This is a genomic window from Streptomyces sp. NBC_01261 (genome assembly GCF_036226385.1).
In the GTDB taxonomy this organism is placed as follows: Bacteria; Actinomycetota; Actinomycetes; order Streptomycetales; family Streptomycetaceae; genus Streptomyces.
In genome coordinates this window covers 8,145,756-8,166,250 of the sequence record NZ_CP108463.1, presented here as the reverse complement: position 1 = coordinate 8,166,250, position 20,495 = coordinate 8,145,756, and the positions used below count along the sequence as shown (strand labels likewise).

The 20,495-nt window shown below is 70.0% G+C and carries 17 protein-coding genes; 8 read left to right on the top strand and 9 right to left on the bottom strand.

Translation table 11 applies throughout. The features are described from left to right. Positions 1–111 precede the first annotated feature (111 nt). A complete protein-coding gene (locus OG226_RS36410) occupies positions 112–1,161 on the top strand; it encodes a LacI family DNA-binding transcriptional regulator (RefSeq protein ID WP_328684038.1) in 1,050 nt (349 codons plus the stop codon). After that, positions 1,158–2,069: a carbohydrate kinase family protein gene (locus OG226_RS36405; protein WP_328684037.1), complete on the top strand. Its 912-nt coding sequence runs from the start codon at positions 1,158–1,160 to the stop codon at positions 2,067–2,069. Before OG226_RS36410 ends, OG226_RS36405 begins: the two co-directional genes overlap by 4 nt. Before the next feature lie 99 nt (positions 2,070–2,168). Here OG226_RS36405 and uvrA read toward each other — a convergent pair whose 3' ends face one another. Beyond that, positions 2,169–5,147 (bottom strand): excinuclease ABC subunit UvrA, encoded by a 2,979-nt coding sequence (gene uvrA / locus OG226_RS36400; RefSeq protein WP_329351208.1) that lies wholly within the window; start codon positions 5,145–5,147, stop codon positions 2,169–2,171. 225 nt (positions 5,148–5,372) lie between these two features. On the opposite strand from uvrA, the gene OG226_RS36395 reads away from it, so the two are divergent. Continuing rightward, positions 5,373–6,059, top strand: a complete 687-nt coding sequence (locus OG226_RS36395) for a maleylpyruvate isomerase family mycothiol-dependent enzyme (protein ID WP_329351207.1) — start codon at positions 5,373–5,375, stop codon at positions 6,057–6,059. Here the strand turns inward: OG226_RS36395 and OG226_RS36390 are convergent. Further along, positions 6,054–6,344 (bottom strand): hypothetical protein, encoded by a 291-nt coding sequence (locus OG226_RS36390; protein WP_328684034.1) that lies wholly within the window; start codon positions 6,342–6,344, stop codon positions 6,054–6,056. The genes OG226_RS36395 and OG226_RS36390 overlap by 6 nt on opposite strands. Positions 6,345–6,462: 118 nt before the next feature. Between OG226_RS36390 and OG226_RS36385 the strand changes: the two genes are divergently transcribed. The 4 genes from OG226_RS36385 (at position 6,463) to OG226_RS36370 (ending at position 9,989) form a co-directional block, all read left to right on the top strand. Beyond that, positions 6,463–7,119 carry an MBL fold metallo-hydrolase gene (locus OG226_RS36385; RefSeq protein ID WP_328684033.1) on the top strand — a complete coding sequence of 219 codons (657 nt, stop codon included), beginning with the start codon at positions 6,463–6,465 and terminating at the stop codon, positions 7,117–7,119. 313 nt (positions 7,120–7,432) lie between these two features. After that, the gene (locus OG226_RS36380; RefSeq protein WP_328684032.1) at positions 7,433–8,317 is read left to right on the top strand and encodes an ABC transporter substrate-binding protein; all 885 of its coding nucleotides are present in this window, start codon (positions 7,433–7,435) and stop codon (positions 8,315–8,317) included. Then, entirely contained in the window at positions 8,314–9,231 is a 918-nt protein-coding gene (locus OG226_RS36375; protein WP_329351206.1) for an amino acid ABC transporter permease, read from the top strand. The genes OG226_RS36380 and OG226_RS36375 overlap by 4 nt, the downstream gene beginning before the upstream one ends. Beyond that, the gene (locus OG226_RS36370; RefSeq protein ID WP_328684030.1) at positions 9,228–9,989 is read left to right on the top strand and encodes an amino acid ABC transporter ATP-binding protein; all 762 of its coding nucleotides are present in this window, start codon (positions 9,228–9,230) and stop codon (positions 9,987–9,989) included. Before OG226_RS36375 ends, OG226_RS36370 begins: the two co-directional genes overlap by 4 nt. An 82-nt stretch (positions 9,990–10,071) precedes the next feature. On the opposite strand, the gene aroQ is transcribed toward OG226_RS36370, so the two are convergent. Then, positions 10,072–10,545: a type II 3-dehydroquinate dehydratase gene (gene aroQ / locus OG226_RS36365; protein ID WP_328684029.1), complete on the bottom strand. Its 474-nt coding sequence runs from the start codon at positions 10,543–10,545 to the stop codon at positions 10,072–10,074. Between the two features lie 173 nt (positions 10,546–10,718). Here aroQ and OG226_RS36360 point away from each other — a divergent pair, with 173 nt between their 5' ends. Continuing rightward, a complete protein-coding gene (locus OG226_RS36360; protein ID WP_328684028.1) occupies positions 10,719–11,990 on the top strand; it encodes an MFS transporter in 1,272 nt (423 codons plus the stop codon). A gap of 101 nt (positions 11,991–12,091) precedes the next feature. Here the strand turns inward: OG226_RS36360 and OG226_RS36355 are convergent, their stop codons facing one another. The 6 genes from OG226_RS36355 to OG226_RS36330 all read right to left on the bottom strand — a co-directional run bounded on the left by OG226_RS36355 (position 12,092) and on the right by OG226_RS36330 (position 20,472). Then, complete coding sequence (locus OG226_RS36355; RefSeq protein ID WP_328684027.1) at positions 12,092–13,195, bottom strand: calcium:proton antiporter; 1,104 nt, start codon at positions 13,193–13,195, stop codon at positions 12,092–12,094. Positions 13,196–13,378: 183 nt separating this feature from the next. Next, positions 13,379–14,380: a TerC/Alx family metal homeostasis membrane protein gene (locus OG226_RS36350; RefSeq protein ID WP_329351205.1), complete on the bottom strand. Its 1,002-nt coding sequence runs from the start codon at positions 14,378–14,380 to the stop codon at positions 13,379–13,381. A 234-nt stretch (positions 14,381–14,614) separates the two neighbouring features. Next, a complete protein-coding gene (locus OG226_RS36345; protein WP_329351204.1) occupies positions 14,615–16,642 on the bottom strand; it encodes a TerD family protein in 2,028 nt (675 codons plus the stop codon). A gap of 50 nt (positions 16,643–16,692) precedes the next feature. Further along, positions 16,693–17,271, bottom strand: coding sequence for a TerD family protein (locus OG226_RS36340; RefSeq protein WP_033283094.1), 579 nt, complete (start codon positions 17,269–17,271; stop codon positions 16,693–16,695). Positions 17,272–17,429: 158 nt separating this feature from the next. Continuing rightward, complete coding sequence (uvrB, locus tag OG226_RS36335; protein WP_328684024.1) at positions 17,430–19,568, bottom strand: excinuclease ABC subunit UvrB; 2,139 nt, start codon at positions 19,566–19,568, stop codon at positions 17,430–17,432. Between the two features lie 40 nt (positions 19,569–19,608). After that, positions 19,609–20,472 carry an MHYT domain-containing protein gene (locus tag OG226_RS36330; RefSeq protein WP_329351203.1) on the bottom strand — a complete coding sequence of 288 codons (864 nt, stop codon included), beginning with the start codon at positions 20,470–20,472 and terminating at the stop codon, positions 19,609–19,611. Positions 20,473–20,495: the final 23 nt, after the last annotated feature.

Sequence of the window (20,495 nt, the reverse complement as noted above, 5' to 3'; positions counted from 1 at the left end):
TACGTAAACGTTTGCGCAAGCGTTTACGTCTGGCGGCGGATGGGATACGTTCCCGCCCAGAAGGCCCGCCACATTTCAGGGGCCGCCGCACCTCGGGGAGGGGGACCCGCGATGGCCACCATGGTCGACGTCGCTCGGAGCGCCGGTGTGTCCGTCGCGACCGTCTCGCACGTCCTGAACGACACCCGTCCGGTGCTGCCCGCCACCCGGCAGGCCGTGCTGACCGCGATCGAGGAACTGGGCTACACCCCCAACACCCTCGCCCGCTCCCTGGTGACGTCCCGCACCCGTTCCATCGGCCTCGCGGTGTCGGCGATCAGCAACCCGTACTTCACGGAGATCCTCCAGGGCGTCGAGGCCGGCGCCCTGGAACAGGGCTACAGCCTGCTCATCGCCGACCCGCACGACGACCCGGAGCACGAGCGCACGGTCGTCCAACTCCTGCACGAGCGCCGGGTGGACGGCATGATCGTCGCACCCTCGGCGGCCCCGGACGCCCTCGTCGCCTACCTCGGCCGGCACTCCGTACCGACGGTGTTCCTCGACCGGGTGGTCGACGCGCCCTCGGACGACGCGCCCCCCGTCGACCAGGTGTGCGCCGAGAACGTCGAACCGACGGCCCACCTCGTCACCCACCTCGCCGGACTCGGCCACCGCCGTATCGGCCTGGTCGCGGGCCTGCCCGGGCTCAGCACCACCCGCGAGCGGATCACCGGACACCGCCACGGCCTCGCCGCCGCCGGACTCCCTTACGACGAGCGGCTGTTGGTGCACGGCGACTCCGAGTCGGCCGCCGCCGAGCGGGCCACCGAGAAGCTGCTGTCCCTCGCCGCCCCGCCCACGGCCCTGGTCACCGCCAACAACGCGATGACCATCGGCGCCCTGCGCGCCCTGCGCGAGCGCGGCCTGTCCGTCCCCGGCGACCTCGCGCTGTGCTGCTTCGACGACTTCGCCTGGGCCGACCTGTTCGAGCCCCGGCTGACCGCGATCGCCCAGCCCAGCAGGGAGATCGGCGCCCAGGCCGTACGGCTGCTGCTGGACCGGCTCGCCTCGCCGGACCGGCCCGCCCGCGTCCTGCGGCTCCCCTGCGCCTTCGTCCACCGCACGTCCTGCGGCTGCCCCGACCCGTCCGAACAGTCCCAGAAGGGAAACATCTCGTGATCGTCGTAGCCGGTGAGGCCCTGATCGACCTGGTGCCGCAGGGCACGGGCCCCCTCGCCGCCCTGAAGCCGGCGCTCGGCGGCGGCCCGTACAACACCGCCGTCGCCCTCGGCCGCCTCGGCTCCCCCACCGCCTTCTGCTCCCGCGTCTCCGAGGACGCGTTCGGCGAGGCCCTCCTCGCCGGACTGCGACAGGCCGACGTGGACGTCCTGGACGTACAGCGCGGCCAGGAGCCGACCACCCTCGCGGTCGCCACGCTGGACGCGCACGGCTCGGCCACGTACTCCTTCTACGTCGACGGCACCGCCGACCGGCTCTTCGCGGTGCCCTCGGCGCTGCCCGCCGAGACCGAGGCGGTGTCCTTCGGCACTTGCTCGCTCGTCCTGGAGCCGGGCGCGAGTGCCTACGAGGAGCTGATGCGGACCGCCTTCTCACAGGGCGTGTTCACCCTGCTCGACCCGAACATCCGGGCGGGTCTGATCCCCGACCCGGACGCCTACCGGGCGCGCTTCAAGAGCTGGCTGCCGTACGTGTCGCTCCTCAAGGTGTCCGAGGAGGACGCGCTGTGGCTGGGCGGCACCCCGCGCGAGTGGCTGGACGCCGGTCCCTCTGCCGTCGTGATCACCCATGGCGGCGACGGCCTCGCCGCGTACACCCAGGACGGCACGGTGTACCCGATTCCGGGCGAGAAGGTCGACGTCGTGGACACGATCGGCGCCGGCGACACCGTCAACGCGGCGCTGCTGCACGGTCTGTCCGCCCGGAACTCGCTGTCCGCGGAGGGGATGGCCGTCCTGGGCCGCGACGGCTGGACCCAACTGCTGCGGTTCGCGGCGCGGGCGGCGGCGATCACCTGCTCACGGGCGGGGGCGGAACCGCCGTACGCCTCCGAACTGGGCGATCTGTAGCGGGCGTTCGGCGGTGGCGGGCTGTGCGCGCTGCCAAGTGCGGCGCCCCGCGGGGAAGTTCCCGCGGGGCGCCGTATGCGTGTTCCTGCCGTGTGCCGGTCAGGCCTTGCGGGCTCGCGTCGTCTTCTTCGCGGGCGTGGCCTTCTTGGCGGGCACGGACTTCTTCGCCGCGACCGCCGCGGTCTTCTTGGCGGCCGTCTTGCGCGGGGCCTTCACCGGGGCGCCGTCGCTGATCCGGTCGGCGTCGAGGATCTCGCGGAGGAACTTGCCGGTGTGGCTCGTCGGGACCGCGGCGACCTGCTCCGGTGTGCCCTCGGCGATGACCAGACCGCCGCCCGCGCCACCCTCCGGGCCCATGTCGACGACCCAGTCGGCGACCTTGATCACATCGAGGTTGTGCTCGATGACGATGACCGTGTTGCCCTTGTCGACCAGGCCACCGAGCACGGTGAGGAGCTTGCTGATGTCCTCGAAGTGCAGGCCGGTGGTCGGCTCGTCCAGGACGTAGACCGTACGGCCGGTGGAGCGGCGCTGGAGCTCGCTGGCGAGCTTGACGCGCTGGGCCTCACCGCCGGACAGGGTGGTCGCGGACTGGCCGAGCCGGACGTAGCCGAGGCCGACGTCCTTGAGGGTGTTGAGGTGGCGGGCGATCCCGGGGACCGCCTCGAAGAACTCCGTGGCCTCCTCGATCGGCATGTTCAGGACGTCGGCGATGGACTTGCCCTTGTAGTGGACGTCCAGCGTCTCCCGGTTGTAGCGGGCGCCGTGGCACACCTCGCACGGGACGTAGACGTCCGGCAGGAAGTTCATCTCGATCTTGATGGTGCCGTCGCCCGCGCAGTTCTCGCAGCGACCGCCCTTGACGTTGAAGGAGAAGCGGCCGGGCAGATAGCCCCGCACCTTCGCCTCGGTCGTCTCCGCGAACAGCTTGCGGACGTGGTCGAAGACTCCGGTGTACGTCGCCGGGTTCGACCGGGGGGTGCGACCGATGGGCGACTGGTCGACGTGCACGACCTTGTCGACGAGGTCGTCGCCGTCCACGCGCGTGTGCCGTCCCGGCACGCTCCTCGCGCCGTTCAACTCGCGGGCCAGGTGCGTGTACAGGATGTCGTTGACCAAGGTCGACTTGCCGGAGCCGGAGACGCCGGTGACCGCGGTGAACACGCCCAGGGGGAACGAGACGTCGATGTCCTGGAGGTTGTTCTCCCGGGCACCGTGCACCGTGAGCTGGCGGGAGAGGTCGCGCGGGCGCCGGACGTCGGGCAGCGGGATGGCCTTCTTGCCGGACAGGTACTGCCCGGTCATCGACTCCTCGTTGGCGAGCAACTCCTTCAGGGAGCCGCTGTGCACGACCCTGCCGCCGTGCTCGCCCGCGCCGGGACCGATGTCGACGATCCAGTCGGCGACCTTGATGGTGTCCTCGTCGTGCTCGACGACGATGAGCGTGTTGCCCATGTCACGGAGCCGGACCAGGGTCTCGATCAGCCGGTGGTTGTCGCGCTGGTGCAGGCCGATGGACGGCTCGTCGAGGACGTACAGGACGCCGACGAGTCCGGAGCCGATCTGGGTGGCCAGGCGGATGCGCTGGGCCTCGCCGCCGGAGAGGGTGCCGGCCGCGCGGTTCAGCGAGAGGTAGTCGAGGCCGACGTCGACCAGGAAGCGCAGCCTCTCGTTGCACTCCTTCAGCACCCGCTCGGCGATCTTCTTGTCTCGGGCGTCGAGCTTCATCCCGCCCAGGAACTCCGCGCAGTCGCTGATCGACATCCCGGAGATCTCGGCGATCGACTTGTCCATGATCGTGACCGCGAGGGCGACGGGCTTCAGGCGCGTGCCGTGACAGGTGGGACAGGGCACCTCGCGCATGTAGCCCTCGAAGCGCTCCCTGCTGGCGTCGCTCTCCGCCTCGCCGTGCCGCCGCTTCACGAAGGGGACGGCGCCTTCGAAGGGCGTCGTGTAGACCCGCTCGCGTCCGTACCGGTTCCGGTACCGCACCTCGATCTGCGTCTTGTGGCCGTACAGCAGGGCCTTCTTGGCGCGCTGCGGGAGGCCGGCGAAGGGGATGTCGGTGCGGAAGCCCAGCGCGTCCGCGAGGGCGCCGATGAGGCGGCTGAAGTAGTCCTTGGTGTGGCCGTGCGACCAGGGGTGGATGGCGCCCTCGTCCAGGGACTTGTCCTCGTCCGGGACGATCAGCTCGGCGTCGACCTCCATGCGCGTGCCGATGCCGGAGCACTCGGGGCAGGCGCCGAAGGGCGAGTTGAAGGAGAAGGAGCGGGGCTCCAGCTCCTCGAAGGACAGGTCGTCGTACGGGCAGTACAGGTGCTCCGAGTACATACGCTCACGCTCGGGGTCGTCCTCGGGGAGGTCGACGAAGTCGAGCACGATCATGCCGCCGGACAGCCCGAGGGCGGTCTCCACGGAGTCGGTGAGGCGGCGCTTGGCGGAGTCCTTCACCGTGAGGCGGTCGATGACCACCTCGATGGTGTGCTTCTCCTGCTTCTTCAGGACGGGCGGCTCGGAGAGCTGGATGGTCTCGCCGTCCACGCGCGCGCGGCTGTAGCCCTTGGTCTGGAGGTCGGCGAACAGGTCGACGAACTCGCCCTTGCGCTCGCGCACCAGCGGCGACAGGACCTGGAAGCGGCTCCCCTCGGGCAGCGCCAGGACCTTGTCGACGACGGCCTGCGGCGACTGGCGCGAGATGGGCCGGCCGCACTCGGGGCAGTGCGGCTTGCCGATGCGCGCGAAGAGCAGGCGCAGGTAGTCGTAGACCTCGGTGATGGTGCCGACCGTCGAGCGCGGGTTGCGCGAGGTCGACTTCTGGTCGATGGAGACGGCCGGGGACAGACCCTCGATGAAGTCGACGTCCGGCTTGTCCATCTGGCCGAGGAACTGGCGGGCGTACGAGGAGAGCGATTCCACGTAGCGCCGCTGGCCCTCGGCGAAGATCGTGTCGAAGGCCAGGGAGGACTTGCCCGACCCGGACAGGCCCGTGAAAACGATGAGCGAGTCGCGTGGAAGGTCGAGCGAGACATTCTTCAGATTGTGCTCGCGCGCGCCACGGACGATGAGACGGTCGGCCACGCCGGTCCGCACCTTTCTTGAGAGAAGTGACAGGGGCGGGGCCCCCGTCGTTCTCAGACTAGGGGGAGCCACTGACAACGCCGGTCGGAATCCCGGCCGAGGCATAACAACCTCCGGCCTTCCAGCATGCCCGACGCCGCACCCGACGATATAGCACGTGCATTCGATTTACGGCACTGCTTCACCACCTTCACCCAAAGGTGTGGCGGGACTAGGGTCAGCAGCATGATTGATCACGCTCATGACCTGGCCTCTGTACGTGATGCGACCGAGCGACTGCTCACCGCAGCCGCCGCCCTGGACAACGCCTCGGCGGCAAAGCCGTCACGGCTCCCCGGCTGGAGCCGCAATCACGTCCTCGCGCATGTCGCCCGCAACGCGGACGCCCTCGTGAACGTCCTGGAGGGTCGCCCCATGTACGCAACGGCGAGCGTGCGCGACGCCGACATCGAGCGCGACGCCCCGCGACCCCTCGACGTCCAGCTCGCCGACGTGCGCGACAGCGCGGCCGGCTTCCAGGCGGCGGGCGCCGCTCCGGCGGACTGGTCACGCACCGTGGAGCTGCGCAACGGGATCGTCGACTCGGCCTCCCGGATCCCGTTCCGGCGCTGGGCCGAGGTGGAGCTGCATCACGTCGACCTGGGCATCGGGTACGAGCTGGAGAACCTCCCGGAGGAGTTCACCCGGCGCGAGACCGACTTCCTGGTCGAGCGGTTCGACGGGCACCCCGATGTGCCGTCGATCCACCTCACCGACGGCACGCACGCGTGGAGCACGGGCCGGTCCGCCGAGAAGCCCGACATCACCGTCACCGGCAGCCCGTCGGATCTGCTCGGCTGGCTCTGCGGGCGCCGTGACGGGTCCGGTCTGACGGTCGACGGCGACTCCTTGCCGACGCTGCCTCCGCTATAGACCCCCGGCCCGGCCGTAGAGCCTCCGGTGCCACTCGTTGGCGTCGGATGCGGGTTCGACGGTGAGCGCGGGGTTCGGGCCGGTCTCGATGAGGTGGAGGAGCGTCCAGGCGACGCCGTAGCAGTCGTCCGGACCGAAGCAGGCTACGAGCGCCCGCGCTTCCTCTCCCGTGACCGGCTTCTCGATCGCGTCGAGCTGCCGGACGCGTCGGTCGATCTCCTCTTCGCTCGCGTCGTGGTCGGGGAGCGGACCGTCTGCGACGAACGCACACACTTCGGGTCTCATGGCCGAATGATCGGCTTCCGTCGCCACCGCGCTCAAGGCACCCCGGTTCCGCACGCGAACGCCCGGGAGACAGCGCCCCCTTCGGAACGTCCTCCGGAAACGGATTAGGCTGACCGTCATGACGTACAGCGGCGAGGTCACGGTCGGTGGACCGGCGGATGTGCACGAGCTCACGGACCTGATGATCACCAAGATCGCGGTCGGGCCCATGAACAACAACGCCTATCTGCTGCGCTGCCGGGCCACCGACGAACAGTTGCTGATCGACGCGGCCAACGACGCGGAGACCCTGCTCGGCACGATCGGCGACGACGGCATCGCGTCCGTCGTCACCACCCACCAGCACGGCGACCACTGGCAGGCGCTCGCCGAGGTCGTGACGGCCACGCGCGCGCGTACGTACGCGGGCCGCGAGGACGCCGACGGCATCCCGGTGCCGACCGACGTCCTGGTCGGCGACGGCGACACGATCCGGGTCGGACAGGTCGAGTTGACCGCGCGTCATCTCGTGGGTCATACGCCGGGTTCGATCGCGCTCGTCTACGACGACCCGCACGGGCATCCTCATGTGTTCACCGGGGACTGTCTGTTCCCGGGTGGTGTGGGCAACACCCGTAAGGACCCCGAGGCGTTCGCGAGTCTGATCCACGACGTCGAGACGAAGATCTTCGACGCGCTCCCGGACGAGACCTGGGTCTACCCGGGACACGGCAACGACACGACGCTGGGCGCCGAGCGCCCGCACCTGCCGGAGTGGCACGCGCGCGGGTGGTGAGGATCGACTGGCGTGGTGAGCGTTCGGCGTGAACCGGTGCGTGCGCGCCCCGTGTGAACCCTTCGCACGCGCCGGTGTCCCGCGCGCGCTCCCGGCACACCTGGTCGCGCGGTCGACTGGAGGCAGCCCCGCTCAGGACGACGGCTCCTGCGCGGACGGGCCGCCGGTCCATCGTTCCCCGCCCTCGACCGGCGGCCCCGGCTAGCGGCATCGCACAGGCGCTTTTTACGAGAACGCAACACCCGTTCCCAATATGCGGACATTCAGCGCTGTGACCTCGACAAACAGGACGTTTGGCTGTCACTCTCCCGCCATGCACCTTGCCCCTCGCGTACTGCGCCGCGCGATATCCGCCGCAACCGTAGCCCTGCTCGCCACCGCCGTCGGCTGTGCTCCGCAGCCGGAGGACAAGGCCTCCGACCAGGCCTCCGGTTCGACCGCGGCCACCTGCGCCAAGGGCAAGTTGGCCACCCAGACCTCCGGCAAGCTGACGATCGCGACGGACGAGCCGGCGTACGAGCCGTGGTTCGAGGACGACAAGCCCGCCAACGGCAAGGGCTTCGAGTCGGCGGTCGCGTACGCCGTGGCGAAGCAGCTCGGCTACGACAAGAGCGCCGTCGTCTGGCAGAGCGTCCCCTTCAACAAGGCCTTCGCGCCCGGCGTGAAGACCTTCGACTTCGACATCAACCAGGTGTCGATCAGCACCGAGCGCAAGAAGGCCGTCGACTTCTCGTCCGGCTACTACGACGTGCGTCAGGCCGTCATCGCGCTCAAGGGCAGCAAGGCCGCCAAGGCGACGAGCATCGCGGGCCTGAAGGGCCTCAAGCTGGGCGCCCAGGTCGGCACCACGAGCCTGAACTACATCAGCGACGTGGTGAAGCCGACGCGGCAGGAGGCGGCGTTCTCCAAGAACGACCAGGCCGTCTCCGCGCTCAAGAACGGCCAGGTGGACGCGATCGTCGTCGACCTGCCGACCGCCTTCTACATCACCTCGGCCGAGGTGACCAACGCCAAGATCGTCGGCCAGTTCGAGAACCAGGGCGGTACGCCCGAGCAGTTCGGGCTCGTGCTCGACAAGGGCAGCGACCTCACGTCGTGCGTGTCGTCGGCCGTGGACGCGCTCCGCAAGGACGGCACGCTGGCCGCGCTGGAGAAGCAGTGGCTCTCCGACGCCGTCGACGCCCCGGTCCTCAAGTGACCGTGGTGAAGGACGACTCCGGCCAGGAGGCCGCGGACGACAAGGGCGACATGCCCGGCGGGGGCGACGCGTACGTCCCCTCGCAGCGGCGCGTGGACCGCGAGCGGCACAAACGCGCGCGTGCCCGTCGCGCGACCGCGATCGCCGCGGTGTCGACCCTGGTCACGGCCGTCGTCCTGTATGTGGTCGTGGTCAGCGCGCCGGGCTGGGAGCGCACCAAGGAGACGTTCTTCGACGGGCACTACGCGCGCGAGGCGTTCCCCAAGGTCCTCGAAGGGCTCTGGCTGAACATCCGGCTGCTGCTGATCTGCGGCGTGCTGGTGCTCGTCCTGGGCATGCTGATAGCCATCGCGCGCACCCTGCGCGGACCGGTGTTCTTCCCCCTGCGGGTGCTGGCCGCCGCGTACACGGACTTCTTCCGCGGACTGCCGCTGATCATCAACCTGATGATCGTGGTCTTCGGAGTGCCCGCCCTGCGGCTCCAGGGCGTGACCGTCGACCCCGTGTGGCTGGGGGGTGCGGCGCTGACGCTGACGTACTCGGCGTACGTCGCCGAGGTGTTCCGCGCGGGCATCGAGTCCGTGCACCCCTCGCAGCGCGCCGCGGCCCGCTCGCTGGGCCTGAGCAACCGGCAGGCGCTGCGGCACGTGGTGCTCCCCCAGGCCGTACGCCGGCAGGTGCCGCCCTTGTTGAACGATCTGGTGTCCCTCCAGAAGGACACCGGGCTCGTGTCGATCGGCGGCGCGATCGACGCCGTACGGGCGTCCGACATCATCGCGCAGCGCGCCCTGAACTACACGCCGTACATCGTCGCGGGGCTCGTCTTCGTGGCGTTGACCATCCCGATGACCCGCTTCACGGACTGGGTGACCGCGCGGATGGACCGGCAGCGCGCCCAGGGAGGCACGACATGAGCACCGACAACACCTCTCCCGTGCTGCGCATGGAGTCCGTCCGCAAGACCTTCGGTACGTCGGTCGTCCTGCGGGACGTCGACCTGGAGGTTCCTCCGCACACCGTGACCGCGCTGATCGGCGCCTCCGGTTCCGGCAAGTCGACGCTGTTGCGGTGCGCGAACCTCCTGGAGGACATCGACGACGGCGCGATCTGGCTGGACGGCGAGGAGATCACCGACCCGCGCGTCGACCCGGACGCGGTACGGCGCCGCATCGGCGTGGTGTTCCAGGCCTACAACCTGTTCCCGCACATGACGGTCCTGGAGAACATCACCCTGGCCCCGCGCCGGGTGCACGGCGTGTCCCGCGCGGAGGCCGAGGCACACGCGCGTGAGCTGCTGGAGCGCCTCGGGCTCGGGGACAAGGCAGGCGCCTACCCGGACCGGCTGAGCGGTGGTCAGCAGCAGCGGGTCGCGATCGTGCGCGCCCTGGCCGTACGTCCCCGACTGCTGCTCTTCGACGAGATCACCGCCGCGCTCGACCCCGAGCTGGTCGGTGAAGTGCTCGCCGTGGTGCGGGACTTGAAGGACGAGGGCATGACCATGGTGCTGGCCACGCACGAGATGGGCTTCGCCCGGGACGTCGCCGACCAGGTGTGTTTCCTGGACGGAGGCGTGGTCCTGGAACGCGGCACGGCCCAGGAGATCTTCGGCGACCCGCAGCAGGAGCGCACGCAGCGCTTCCTGCGACGGATCGTGGAGGCGGGCCGCCTGTGACCGGCCGCCCGTGACGGGGCGTCTGTAACTGTCGGTCTGTAAGGGGCGTACGCCCAGAGGGCGATGCTTACCGCCCTACGCCTTACGCGTCGGCTTTCCCCGCGCCCGCCAACGCGGCGACCCGCTCGACGCCGAACACGTACCCCTGCACACCGCACCCCGCGATGACACCGTCGGCGCGCAGCGAGACGTACGAGTGGTGCCGGAAGGCCTCGCGCTGGTGGATGTTGGAGATGTGGACCTCCACCACCGGCAGCCCGTCGCAGGTGTTGAGGGCGTCCAGGATCGCGACCGAGGTGTGCGAGTAGGCGGCCGGGTTGATCACGATGCCGCAGTGGTTCGACCGCGCCTCGTGGATCCAGTCGACCAACTCGCCCTCGTGGTTGGACTGCCGGAAGTCCACCGTGCCGCCGTGCCCGGCCGCCGCCTTGACGCACAGTGCCTCGACGTCGGCGAGCGTGTCGGAGCCGTAGATCTCCGGCTGGCGCTGGCCCAGGAGGTTCAGGTTGGGGCCGTTGAGAATCATGATCGGGGCGTTGGCCAGGGTGCGGGGCACGGTTCCTCCGGTCCGTTCGGACATGTCGTTCGAGGCGGGGCCGCCGGTCGACGGCCGCTGCTCGGACCCGGTCTATCACGACCCCTCCGCACCACCGCGCGCCCCCGTAACCGTTGCTCACTATGGGTAGTTGACGCGGCATGCACGATGTACGCACCGTAAGGCCCCCTTCCATGCTGCGCCTCGCGGCCGCCTCGCTCGCCGGGACCGCGATCGAGTTCTACGACTTCTTCGTCTACGGCACGGCGGCGGCCCTGGTTCTCGGGCCCCTGTTCTTCCCGACGTTCTCGCCGGTGGCGGGGACGCTGGCCGCCTTCGGGACGTTCGGCGTGGGCTTCGTGGCGCGACCGCTGGGCTCGATCCTGTTCGGGCACTTCGGGGACCGGCGCGGACGGCGGCCGGTGCTCGTCGCCTCACTGCTGCTGACCGGTGCCTCGACGGTCGCGGTCGGCTGTGTGCCGTCGTACGGCTCGATCGGGGTGGCCGCTCCCGTGCTCCTTCTGGTGCTGCGTTTTCTGCAGGGCCTCGGACTCGGCGGCGAGTGGGGCGGGGCGGTGCTCCTGACCGCCGAGCACGCGCCGGCCGGGCGGCGCGGGCTGTGGTCGAGCTTCCCGCAGATCGGACCGGCGGTGGGCTTCCTGCTGGCCAACGGCGTGATGCTGGCGCTGTCGGCGACCCTGACGGACGCGCAGTTCGCGCAGTGGGGCTGGCGGGTGCCGTTCTGGGTGGCCGGGGTGCTGGCCCTCGGTGGGCTCTGGCTGCGCTCGTCGCTCGCCGAGAGCCCCCGGTTCCTCGAAATCGACGACCACGCGCGCGTGCCGCTCGCCGAAGTCGTGCGCGAGCACTGGCGGTTGGTCCTGCTGACCGCCGGGGCCCTGTCGGTGGGATACGCCGTCTTCTACGCGGTGACGACGTGGTCCCTCGCCTACGGCACTGAGCGGCTCGGGGTCGGCCGTACCGTCATGCTGGCCTGCATCATGGCCGCCGTCGTGGTGAAGGGCTCGCTGACCCCGCTGGTGGCCCTGCTGAGCGACCGCTACGGGCGCCGTCCGCTGTGTCTGCTGGGGTGCACGGCCGCCGCGCTGTGGATGTTCCCGATGGTCGCGCTGCTCGCCACGGGTGCGCCGCTGCTGATGTTCCTCGGGTTCCTGGGGGCGCTGCTCGCGTTCGTGACGATGTTCGCCGTGCTCGGCGCGTATCTGCCGGAGCTGTACGAGCCCCGCGTGCGCTGCACGGGCGCCGCCGTGGGCTACAACCTGGGCGGGGTCCTCGGCGGCGCGCTCACCCCGATCGTGGCGACGGCACTCGCCGAGCACAGCGGGCGCGTCCCCTGGGGTGTAGGCGCCTATCTCACGGGGGTCGCCCTGTTCAGCCTGGGCTGCTTCGCGCTGCTGCCGGAGACTCGACCGGTGGAGGTGGCTGTGGTGGAGCCGGTCGCGGGGTGAGGGCCTGCACGGTGGAGGGCGTACAGCGGCAGGGGACGTAAAGGCTTGCGCAAGCGTTTACGTCCCGTCCGGAACGCGTCGCCTACGGAACTCTCCGTGCGCTACGGATTGATCGCCAGCTCCAAGTAGGCCGCGAACAGCACCAGATGGACCCCGCCCTGGAGCGGTGTGGCCCGGCCCGGCACCACCGTCAGGGAACTCACCACGACCGTCAGGGCGAGCAGCACCATGTGCGTGGAGCCGAGGCCGAGGACGAGCGGACCGGAGAGCCAGATGGACGCGAGGGCGACGGCGGGGATGGTGAGGCCGATGCTGGCCATCGCCGAGCCGAGCGCGAGGTTGAGGCTGGTCTGCACCCGGTCGCGGCGGGCGGACCGCAGGGCGGCGATGGTCTCGGGGAGCAGCACGAGCAGCGCGATGATCACGCCGACGACGGCGTGGTGCAGTCCGGCGGCCTCGACGCCGGACTCGATGGTCGGCGAGACTCCCTTGGCCAGGCCGACCACGCCGATCAGGGCGAGGCCCAGCAGGCCCAGGCTGATCAGGGCGGTGCGGGCGGACGGCGCGTCCGCGTGGAGGTCCTTGGTGATCGTCTCGCCCTGGTGGGAGACGGGCAAAAAGTAGTCGCGGTGCCGCACGGTCTGCGTGGCCACGAAGAGGCCGTACAGGGCGAGTGAGGAGACCGCGGCGAAGGTGAGCTGGGCGCCGGAGAACTCCGGGCCCGGCTTGCTGGTGGTGAAGGTCGGCAGGACCAGGCTGAGCGTGGCCAGGGTCGCCACGGTGGCGAGGGCGGCGCCGGTGCCCTCGGGGTTGAAGACGGCCGTGCCGTGGCGCAGCGAGGCGACGATGAGGACCAGGCCGACGATGCCGTTGCAGGTGATCATGACGGCGGCGAAGACGGTGTCCCTGGCGAGGGTCGAGCTCTTGTCGCCGCCGTCGGCCATCAGGGTGACGATCAGGGCGACCTCGATGATCGTGACGGCGACGGCGAGGACCAGGGAGCCGAAGGGTTCTCCGACGCGGTGGGCGATCACCTCGGCGTGGTGCACCGCGGCCAGCACGGCGCCGGCGAGGACCAGCGTCACCAGGGCGACGACCACGGCGGGCAGATCCTTGCGCCCCCAGGTGAAGACCAGGAGGACGGCCGCGAGCACCGGTACGAGGGTCGTCCACTGGGTGGTGAGCGACCTGAGCCGAGTGATCATGAAGCGATCCTCGCAGAGGCGTACAGGGCCCGCATTCCGGCGCTGCGGGGCCTCTCCCCCGTCGCGTGGACACGGGTGCCCGGTACCGAACGAGGCACCGGGAGCGGTCGTCGGCGGTTCATGGTGCGGTGCTCCCGGTGCTCGTGTTCCTGCGTCGTGCTGCGTCTTCCTGCGTCGGACGGGTCAGGCGTCGATGCTGTCCTTCGGGGTGCCTTCGGCCTCGGTCCTGGCCGCCTCGGCCGCCGTCGTCTTCTTGTTGGCCATCAGACTGGTGATCGTGGTGACGATCAGGACACCGCAGATCACACCCAGCGAGACGGGGATGGAGATCTCCGGGACATGGACGCCGGACTCGTGCAGCGCGTGCAGCACGAGCTTGACGCCGATGAAGCCGAGGATGACCGACAGGCCGTAGCTGAGGTGGACCAGCTTCTTGAGCAGGCCGCCGATGAGGAAGTACAGCTGGCGCAGGCCCATCAGCGCGAAGGCGTTGGCCGTGAACACGATGTACGGGTCCTGGGTCAGGCCGAAGATCGCGGGGATGGAGTCGAGCGCGAACAGCACGTCCGTCGTACCGATGGCGAGCATCACGACCAGCATCGGGGTCATGACCCGCTTGCCGTTCTCCTGGATCCACAGCTTGGTGCCGTGGTACCGGTCGGCCACGCCGAAGCGGCGCTCGGCCGCCTTGAGCAGCTTGTTCTCCTCGAACTCCTCTTCCTCCTCGTCGGCGCGGGCCTCCTGGATGAGCTTCCAGGCAGTCCAGATGAGGAAGGCACCGAAGATGTAGAAGACCCACGCGAAGCTGGCGAGGATGGCCGCGCCGGCCGCGATGAAGATGGCCCGCAGGACCAGGGCTATGAGGACGCCGACGAGCAGCACCCGCTGCTGGTACTGCGAGGGCACGGCGAACTTCGCCATGATCAGGACGAAGACGAAGAGGTTGTCGACGCTCAGCGACTTCTCGGTGATGAAGCCGGCGAAGAACTCGCCGCCGGCCTGGCCGTCCCCGAAGACGAGCAGGCCGAGTCCGAAGAGTCCGGCGAGGGCGATCCAGACGATCGTCCAGATTCCGGCTTCCTTGATCGACACGTCATGCGGCTTGCGGCCGATGAAGAAATCGACCGCGATCAGGGCCGCCAGCCCCACGATGGTCAGGACCCACAGGGTCACGGAAACATCCACTACTGCTCCTCCGGCGGTATTAACGGCAAATGGTCAGCGTCGTCGCTACCGGAGGTCTCTTCCACCTTGGACGGGTGCCCAGGGCCGACGCCCCGGGATCTGGCCTGATCCGTATTGACGGGTACGCCGCAGCAGATAGGGAGTACTCCCCTCCGTACGGAAAAGCCTACCCCAACAGCCAAGGAAAGGTAAAGCAATTACCAAAGGAAGGATAAACGTGCAGGTCAGAGCTCTTTACCTGAGCTTGGTGCGGGCCGTCGCGACCTCTGTCAGCACCTGCCGCAGCACCTGACTGCCGGGCGGCACCGACGAGGGCTCGTACGTCCAGGCGTGTCCGACCCAGGGGTCGGCGAGGTGGTCGTCGGGCAGCGGGGTGAGTCGCATCAGCGAACGCCAGAGGGGGTCGAGCAACGGGCCGTAGCCCGCGGCGTCCTCGCGGTCCGCGACCATCATCAGGTGGACGCCGACGCTCGGGCCCTCGTCGGCGAGGTAGCGCAGCTGGGTCACGGCCCGGTCGTCGAAGCCGTGCGGGAAGTCGTTGACGATCAGCAGTTGCTCGGCCGTGTCGAGGCCGGGCGGCAGCGAGTCGGCGGCACCGCCGCGCACCGCCATCTGCACCAGGTCCACCCGTTGGGTGAGCCGGGTCAGCACGTCGGTCACCCCGGCGGCGCCCACGGCGGGCGGCGCCGCGAGCACGCCGGTGTGCACCAGCGGGACCAGTGCCTGCGCCGCCGAACCGGCCGGGTCGATGACGTGCACGGCGAACTCGCCCACCGGATAGACGGCGAGCAGCCGGGCCGCGTGCGCCACGGCCGTGTCCAGCGCGAGGCGACGCAGTTCGTGCGAGTCGGTGAACGAGCCGTCCAGGGACTCCGCGCCACCGCTGTCGATCCACAGGCCGCGCTCCAACGGCAGCCGGACCAGCATCGGGATACGCAGCTCAGGGCTCTCCGGGAGGTGCAGATCGCCGAGGCGCACGGCCATCGGGATCTCCATGGGAACGCGGTAGCCGTGCCACACGGGGTTGTCCCAGCCCGCGAACGCCGGCGGGAGCGCGGGTTCGACCACCTCGGACTCGGCGGCCAGCTGCGCGAGGTCCCGGTCCAGGGCCGCGCGCGCCTGGTCGACGAGTTGGGCATGCTTGGTCTGCGCCGCCTCCCGGGCCGCGTCCCCCTGACCACCGATCCGGCTCCGCGGGTCGGACAGCGCCTGGTCGAGCTCCTTCTCCATGCGCGAGTCCGCGAAGTCGACCGCACTGCGGTACGCGGCCATGGTGCGCGCCAGGTCCTCGAACATCCCCCACACCTGGTTGTACAGCCGCTCCTCCATCGACCACCCGGTCGCGTCCCCGGCAACGGGTCGCGCGGCCTGCCCGGGCGGAGCCGGCGCCGCGGTCGGAGCGGGCGACGGGGGCGCCCCGGTCTGGTGCCGACGCGGATGGCTGTAGTCGATCGGGCCATCCGTGGCGGGGGCACCAGGCTGAGTGGCGGCCGGGTCCGCAGGCGCGGCGGAACCGGGAAATCCGGACTGCGGCGCTACGGCCCCCGGGCTGCCCTGCGTCGTGTACGGAGACGTCGGCTGCGGCGCTACGGCTCCGGGGGCACCCTGCGTCGTAGATCCGCTCCCCTCGGGGCCGAGGGCCGGTGCGGCCGCCTGGCGGGTGCGGTCGCCGTCCGGGGTGCGCGGTGGGGGTGCGGCCACGGAGCGGGCGAGGCCGTGGGCCACCGCTTCGTTGATGGTGCCCGCGAGGTGTGCGGCCTGGGGCAGGCCCTGGTCGGTGAGGAGTTCGGCGAGGCCGCCCGCGTAGCCCTGGCCGACGGCGCGCACCTTCCAGGCGCCCTGCCTGCGGTACAACTCCAGGGCCACGACGGCGGATTCGGCGTCCAGGCCGGTGATCGTGTAGCTGGCGACCTCGGTGCCGTCGAGGCCGGTGACCGCGACGAAGGGCGCGGCGACGGCGCCGAAGCGGGCGGGGCCGTCGCCGCCGAGGGGCAGGGCGAGGAGCACGCTGACGCGGTGCACGGCCTCCGGCATGGCGCCCAGGTCCACCGCGAGGCGGTGGTCGGCGGCCGCCTGCTTGGAGACCTCCAGGCCGGGCAGGGTGGGTGTGCCCGGGTGGGCCACCCACTCGACGCCGTGGATCCTGCCCCGCTCGTCGCCGAGCGTGGCGGCGGCCACGACCGACTGGCCGGCCGCGACCCTGATCTCCAGGCGCAGTTGGGAGAGCGGGTGGTTCTGCCCTCGCGCCAGCTCGGCTGCCATCGCTCTCGTCCCCCTGCTCAGCCGTGTCCTGTCGTGTGCGCCGGGCCGTCCTACAGGTGCGGCAGGATCGCCGGCATCAGGTCCTGGAAGGTGCGGCCGTTGGTCGGTGTGCCGAGGGCCGTCAGTGTCCAGCCCGAGCCGGTGCGGTGCACCTTCGCCATGATCTGGGCCGTGTACTGGCCGCCGCCCGCCAGCGTGTAGCGGGCCAGCTCCTGGCCGTTGGTCTCGTCCACCAGGCGGCAGAACGCGTTCTGCACCTCCTGGAAGGTCTGGCCCGTGAAGGAGTTCACGGTGAAGACGATCTGGTCGATGTGGACCGGCACGCGCGCGAGGTCGACGAGGATCGCCTCGTCGTCCCCGCCCTGGCCGACACCGCCGACGAGGTTGTCACCGGTGTGGCGCACGGAGCCGTCGTCGCTGACCAGGTGGCGGAAGAACACGACGTCGACGGGCTGCTTGTCCGCGAAGAGCACGGCGGACGCGTCGAGGTCGATCTCCCGGGTGCGCGAGCCGAACAGGCCGCGCCGGGGAGCCGCCTGCCAGCCGAGACCCATGCGCACCGCGGTCAGGCCGGATCCGTCGTTCTTCTGCAGACTGATGGCCTGACCCTTGGTCATGTTGACCGTCACGACTGTTCCCCTCTCGAACTGTCCCCTGTTGCCGCGGAATCCGCGGATGTCCAGAACCCTACGCAGCGCCACTGACAGTGCCGAACCCCGCATCGGACTTTGTGTCGGTCTTGCAACACAGAGCGGATACCCCGAGGTCCGGCGGTCCACCCGGGCGGTCAGGCCAGGCCGCCCTCCTTCATCTGACGCAGTTCCTTCTTCATCTCGTGGACCTCGTCGCGCAGCCGGGCCGCGACCTCGAACTGCAGGTCCGCGGCGGCGGCACGCATGCGTGCCGTCATCTCCTCGATCTGCTCGGCGAGTTCGGCCGCGGGGCGGTCGGTCGGCACCGTGTCCTTGGCCTTGCCCTTGGCGGACTTGGCGCTCTTCCCGGCCTTGCCGCCGAGTGCGGGCACGGGGGTCTTGGCGCCCTTGCCGTCCTTGGCCTGGCGGTAGCCCGAGCCCAGCAGCTGCTCCGTGTCGACGTCCTCGCGGGCGATCTGCGCGACGATGTCGTTGATCTTCTTGCGGAGCGGCTGGGGGTCGATGCCGCGCTCCGTGTTGTACGCGACCTGCTTCTCCCTACGGCGGTTGGTCTCCTCGATGGCCTTCTCCATCGCCGGGGTGATCCTGTCGGCGTACATGTGGACCTGACCGGAGACGTTGCGCGCCGCGCGGCCGATGGTCTGGATCAGGGAGGTGCCGGAGCGCAGGAAGCCCTCCTTGTCGGCGTCCAGGATGGCGACCAGGGACACCTCGGGCAGGTCGAGGCCCTCCCGAAGGAGGTTGATGCCCACCAGGACGTCGAACTCGCCGGAGCGCAGCTCGCGCAGCAGCTCGATGCGGCGCAGGGTGTCGACGTCGCTGTGCAGGTAGCGGACCTGGATGCCGAGTTCCAGGAAGTAGTCCGTGAGGTCCTCGGCCATCTTCTTGGTGAGCGTGGTGACCAGGACCCGCTCGTCCTTCTCGGTGCGCTTGCGGATCTCGTGCACCAGGTCGTCGATCTGGCCCTCGGTGGGCTTGACGACGACCTCGGGGTCGATGAGGCCGGTGGGACGGATGATCTGCTCGACGGCGCCGTCCGCGCGCGAGAGCTCGTACTTGCCCGGGGTCGCCGACAGGTAGACCGTCTGTCCGATGCGCTTCTGGAACTCCTCCCACTTCAGGGGGCGGTTGTCCAGGGCGGAGGGCAGCCGGAAGCCGTGGTCGACGAGGGTGCGCTTGCGGGAGGCGTCGCCCTCGTACATGGCGCCGATCTGCGGGACCGTGTTGTGCGACTCGTCGATGACGAGCAGGAAGTCTTCCGGGAAGTAGTCGATCAGGGTGTTCGGCGCGGAGCCGGGCTCGCGGCCGTCGAAGTGCATCGAGTAGTTCTCGACGCCGGAGCAGGAGCCGATCTGGCGGAGCATCTCCAGGTCGTACGTGGTCCGCATGCGCAGCCGCTGGGCCTCCAGGAGCTTGCCCTGCTTATCCATCTCGGCCAGTCGCTCGGCGAGTTCCTTCTCGATGTCGTTGACGGCCCGCTCCATGCGCTCGGGGCCGGCGATGTAGTGGGAGGCCGGGAAGACGTAGAGGTGCTCGTCCTCGCTGATGATCTCGCCGGTGAGCGGGTGGAGGGTGGAGAGGGCCTCGATCTCGTCGCCGAACATCTCGATGCGGACGGCCAGCTCTTCGTAGACCGGGAAGATCTCGATGGTGTCGCCGCGGACGCGGAAGGTGCCGCGGCTGAAGGCCACGTCGTTGCGTGTGTACTGGATGTCCACGAAGCGCCGCAGCAGCTGGTCGCGGTCGATCTCGTCGCCGACCTTGAGGGGGACCATGCGGTCCACGTATTCCTGCGGGGTACCGAGGCCGTAGATGCAGGAGACGGAGGCGACCACGATGACGTCGCGGCGGGTGAGCAGCGAGTTGGTCGCGGAGTGGCGCAGGCGCTCGACCTCCTCGTTGACCGAGGAGTCCTTCTCGATGTAGGTGTCCGACTGCGGGACGTAGGCCTCGGGCTGGTAGTAGTCGTAGTACGAGACGAAGTACTCGACGGCGTTGTTCGGCAGGAGCTCGCGGAACTCGTTGGCCAGCTGGGCGGCCAGGGTCTTGTTCGGCGCCATCACCAGGGTGGGGCGCTGGAGCTTCTCGATCATCCACGCGGTGGTGGCGGACTTGCCGGTGCCGGTCGCGCCCAGCAGGACGACATCCTTCTCACCTGCCTCGACGCGTCGGGCCAGCTCGGCGATGGCCGCCGGCTGATCGCCGCTGGGCTGGTAGGAGCTGACGACCTCGAAAGGCGCCACCGTGCGTTCGATGTGGGAAACGGGCCGCATGGAACCAACCGTACGACCCACCACTGACAACGGGGTCGGATCAGCGGTTCTGCGGGGTGCGGGAGCGGCGGTGTCCGAGCTCGCGGGCGGCGCGCACGGGGGCGTGCCGGGGGTGCGGGACGAGGGCGCCGGCCGGGACGCCGGGCTTGTGCTCGACGGGGACATGGGCGGGCTTCCCCATGACCATCAGCGGGTCGAACATCACGACGACGCCGGCCAGGAGCAGGAAGGCGAGGGGGCCGATCATCATGGGCGCGAGCAGGGACGCGGCCGAGACGCCGTCGGTGGTCGGGGTTATGCCGTGGACGTGGACGCTGAGGGCGGCCATGCCGGTGTAGTGCATGCCGGCGACGGCGAGCCCCATGACGAGGCTCGCGCCCACGCTCCAGAGGAACCCGCGGACCTGTCCGGCGGCCCAGAGGGCGGTGATCGCGGCGACGACCGCTATGACGACGGACGCGGCGACGGTGAGCGTGTTGTATTCGAGCTTTCCGTTGAGGCGCATGCCGGCCATGCCCAGGTAGTGCATCGAGGCGATGCCCAGGCCGGTGAGGGTGCCGCCGGTGAAGAGCGCCGTCCCGCGGGGTCCTCTGTAGCCGACGATGAAGATCCCGACGCCGACCATGACGATGGCGACGGCGAGGCTCGCGAAGGTCATCGGCCGGTCGTAGTGGACCGGTGTCTGGCGGACCGAGAACCCCATCATGGCGATGAAGTGCATCGTCCATATGCCGGAACCGATCGCCGCCGATCCGAGGGCGAGCCATCCGGGGCGCCAGGACTGGGCGGCGAGCATCGATCTGGTGGTGCAGCGCAGGCCGAGGGCGCCGCCGAGGCACGCCATGAGGTAGGCCACCAGCGGTGTGACGAGTCCGTAGCTGAATCCGTCGACCGTGCCCTGCATGCGCAGTTGCCCTTCCGTCCTGT

What these genes read in the sequence shown, in the direction of transcription:
- OG226_RS36410 (WP_328684038.1), top strand. Translation starts at nt 112, where the DNA reads ATGGCCACCATGGTCGACGTCGCTCGGAGCGCCGGTGTGTCCGTCGCG.
- OG226_RS36395 (WP_329351207.1), top strand. Translation starts at nt 5,373, where the DNA reads ATGATTGATCACGCTCATGACCTGGCCTCTGTACGTGATGCGACCGAG.
- OG226_RS36390 (WP_328684034.1), bottom strand. Translation starts at nt 6,344, where the DNA reads ATGAGACCCGAAGTGTGTGCGTTCGTCGCAGACGGTCCGCTCCCCGAC.
- OG226_RS36385 (WP_328684033.1), top strand. Translation starts at nt 6,463, where the DNA reads ATGACGTACAGCGGCGAGGTCACGGTCGGTGGACCGGCGGATGTGCAC.
- OG226_RS36380 (WP_328684032.1), top strand. Translation starts at nt 7,433, where the DNA reads ATGCACCTTGCCCCTCGCGTACTGCGCCGCGCGATATCCGCCGCAACC.
- OG226_RS36370 (WP_328684030.1), top strand. Translation starts at nt 9,228, where the DNA reads ATGAGCACCGACAACACCTCTCCCGTGCTGCGCATGGAGTCCGTCCGC.
- OG226_RS36360 (WP_328684028.1), top strand. Translation starts at nt 10,719, where the DNA reads ATGCTGCGCCTCGCGGCCGCCTCGCTCGCCGGGACCGCGATCGAGTTC.
- OG226_RS36355 (WP_328684027.1), bottom strand. Translation starts at nt 13,195, where the DNA reads ATGATCACTCGGCTCAGGTCGCTCACCACCCAGTGGACGACCCTCGTA.
- OG226_RS36345 (WP_329351204.1), bottom strand. Translation starts at nt 16,642, where the DNA reads ATGGCAGCCGAGCTGGCGCGAGGGCAGAACCACCCGCTCTCCCAACTG.
- uvrB (WP_328684024.1), bottom strand. Translation starts at nt 19,568, where the DNA reads ATGCGGCCCGTTTCCCACATCGAACGCACGGTGGCGCCTTTCGAGGTC.
- OG226_RS36330 (WP_329351203.1), bottom strand. Translation starts at nt 20,472, where the DNA reads ATGCAGGGCACGGTCGACGGATTCAGCTACGGACTCGTCACACCGCTG.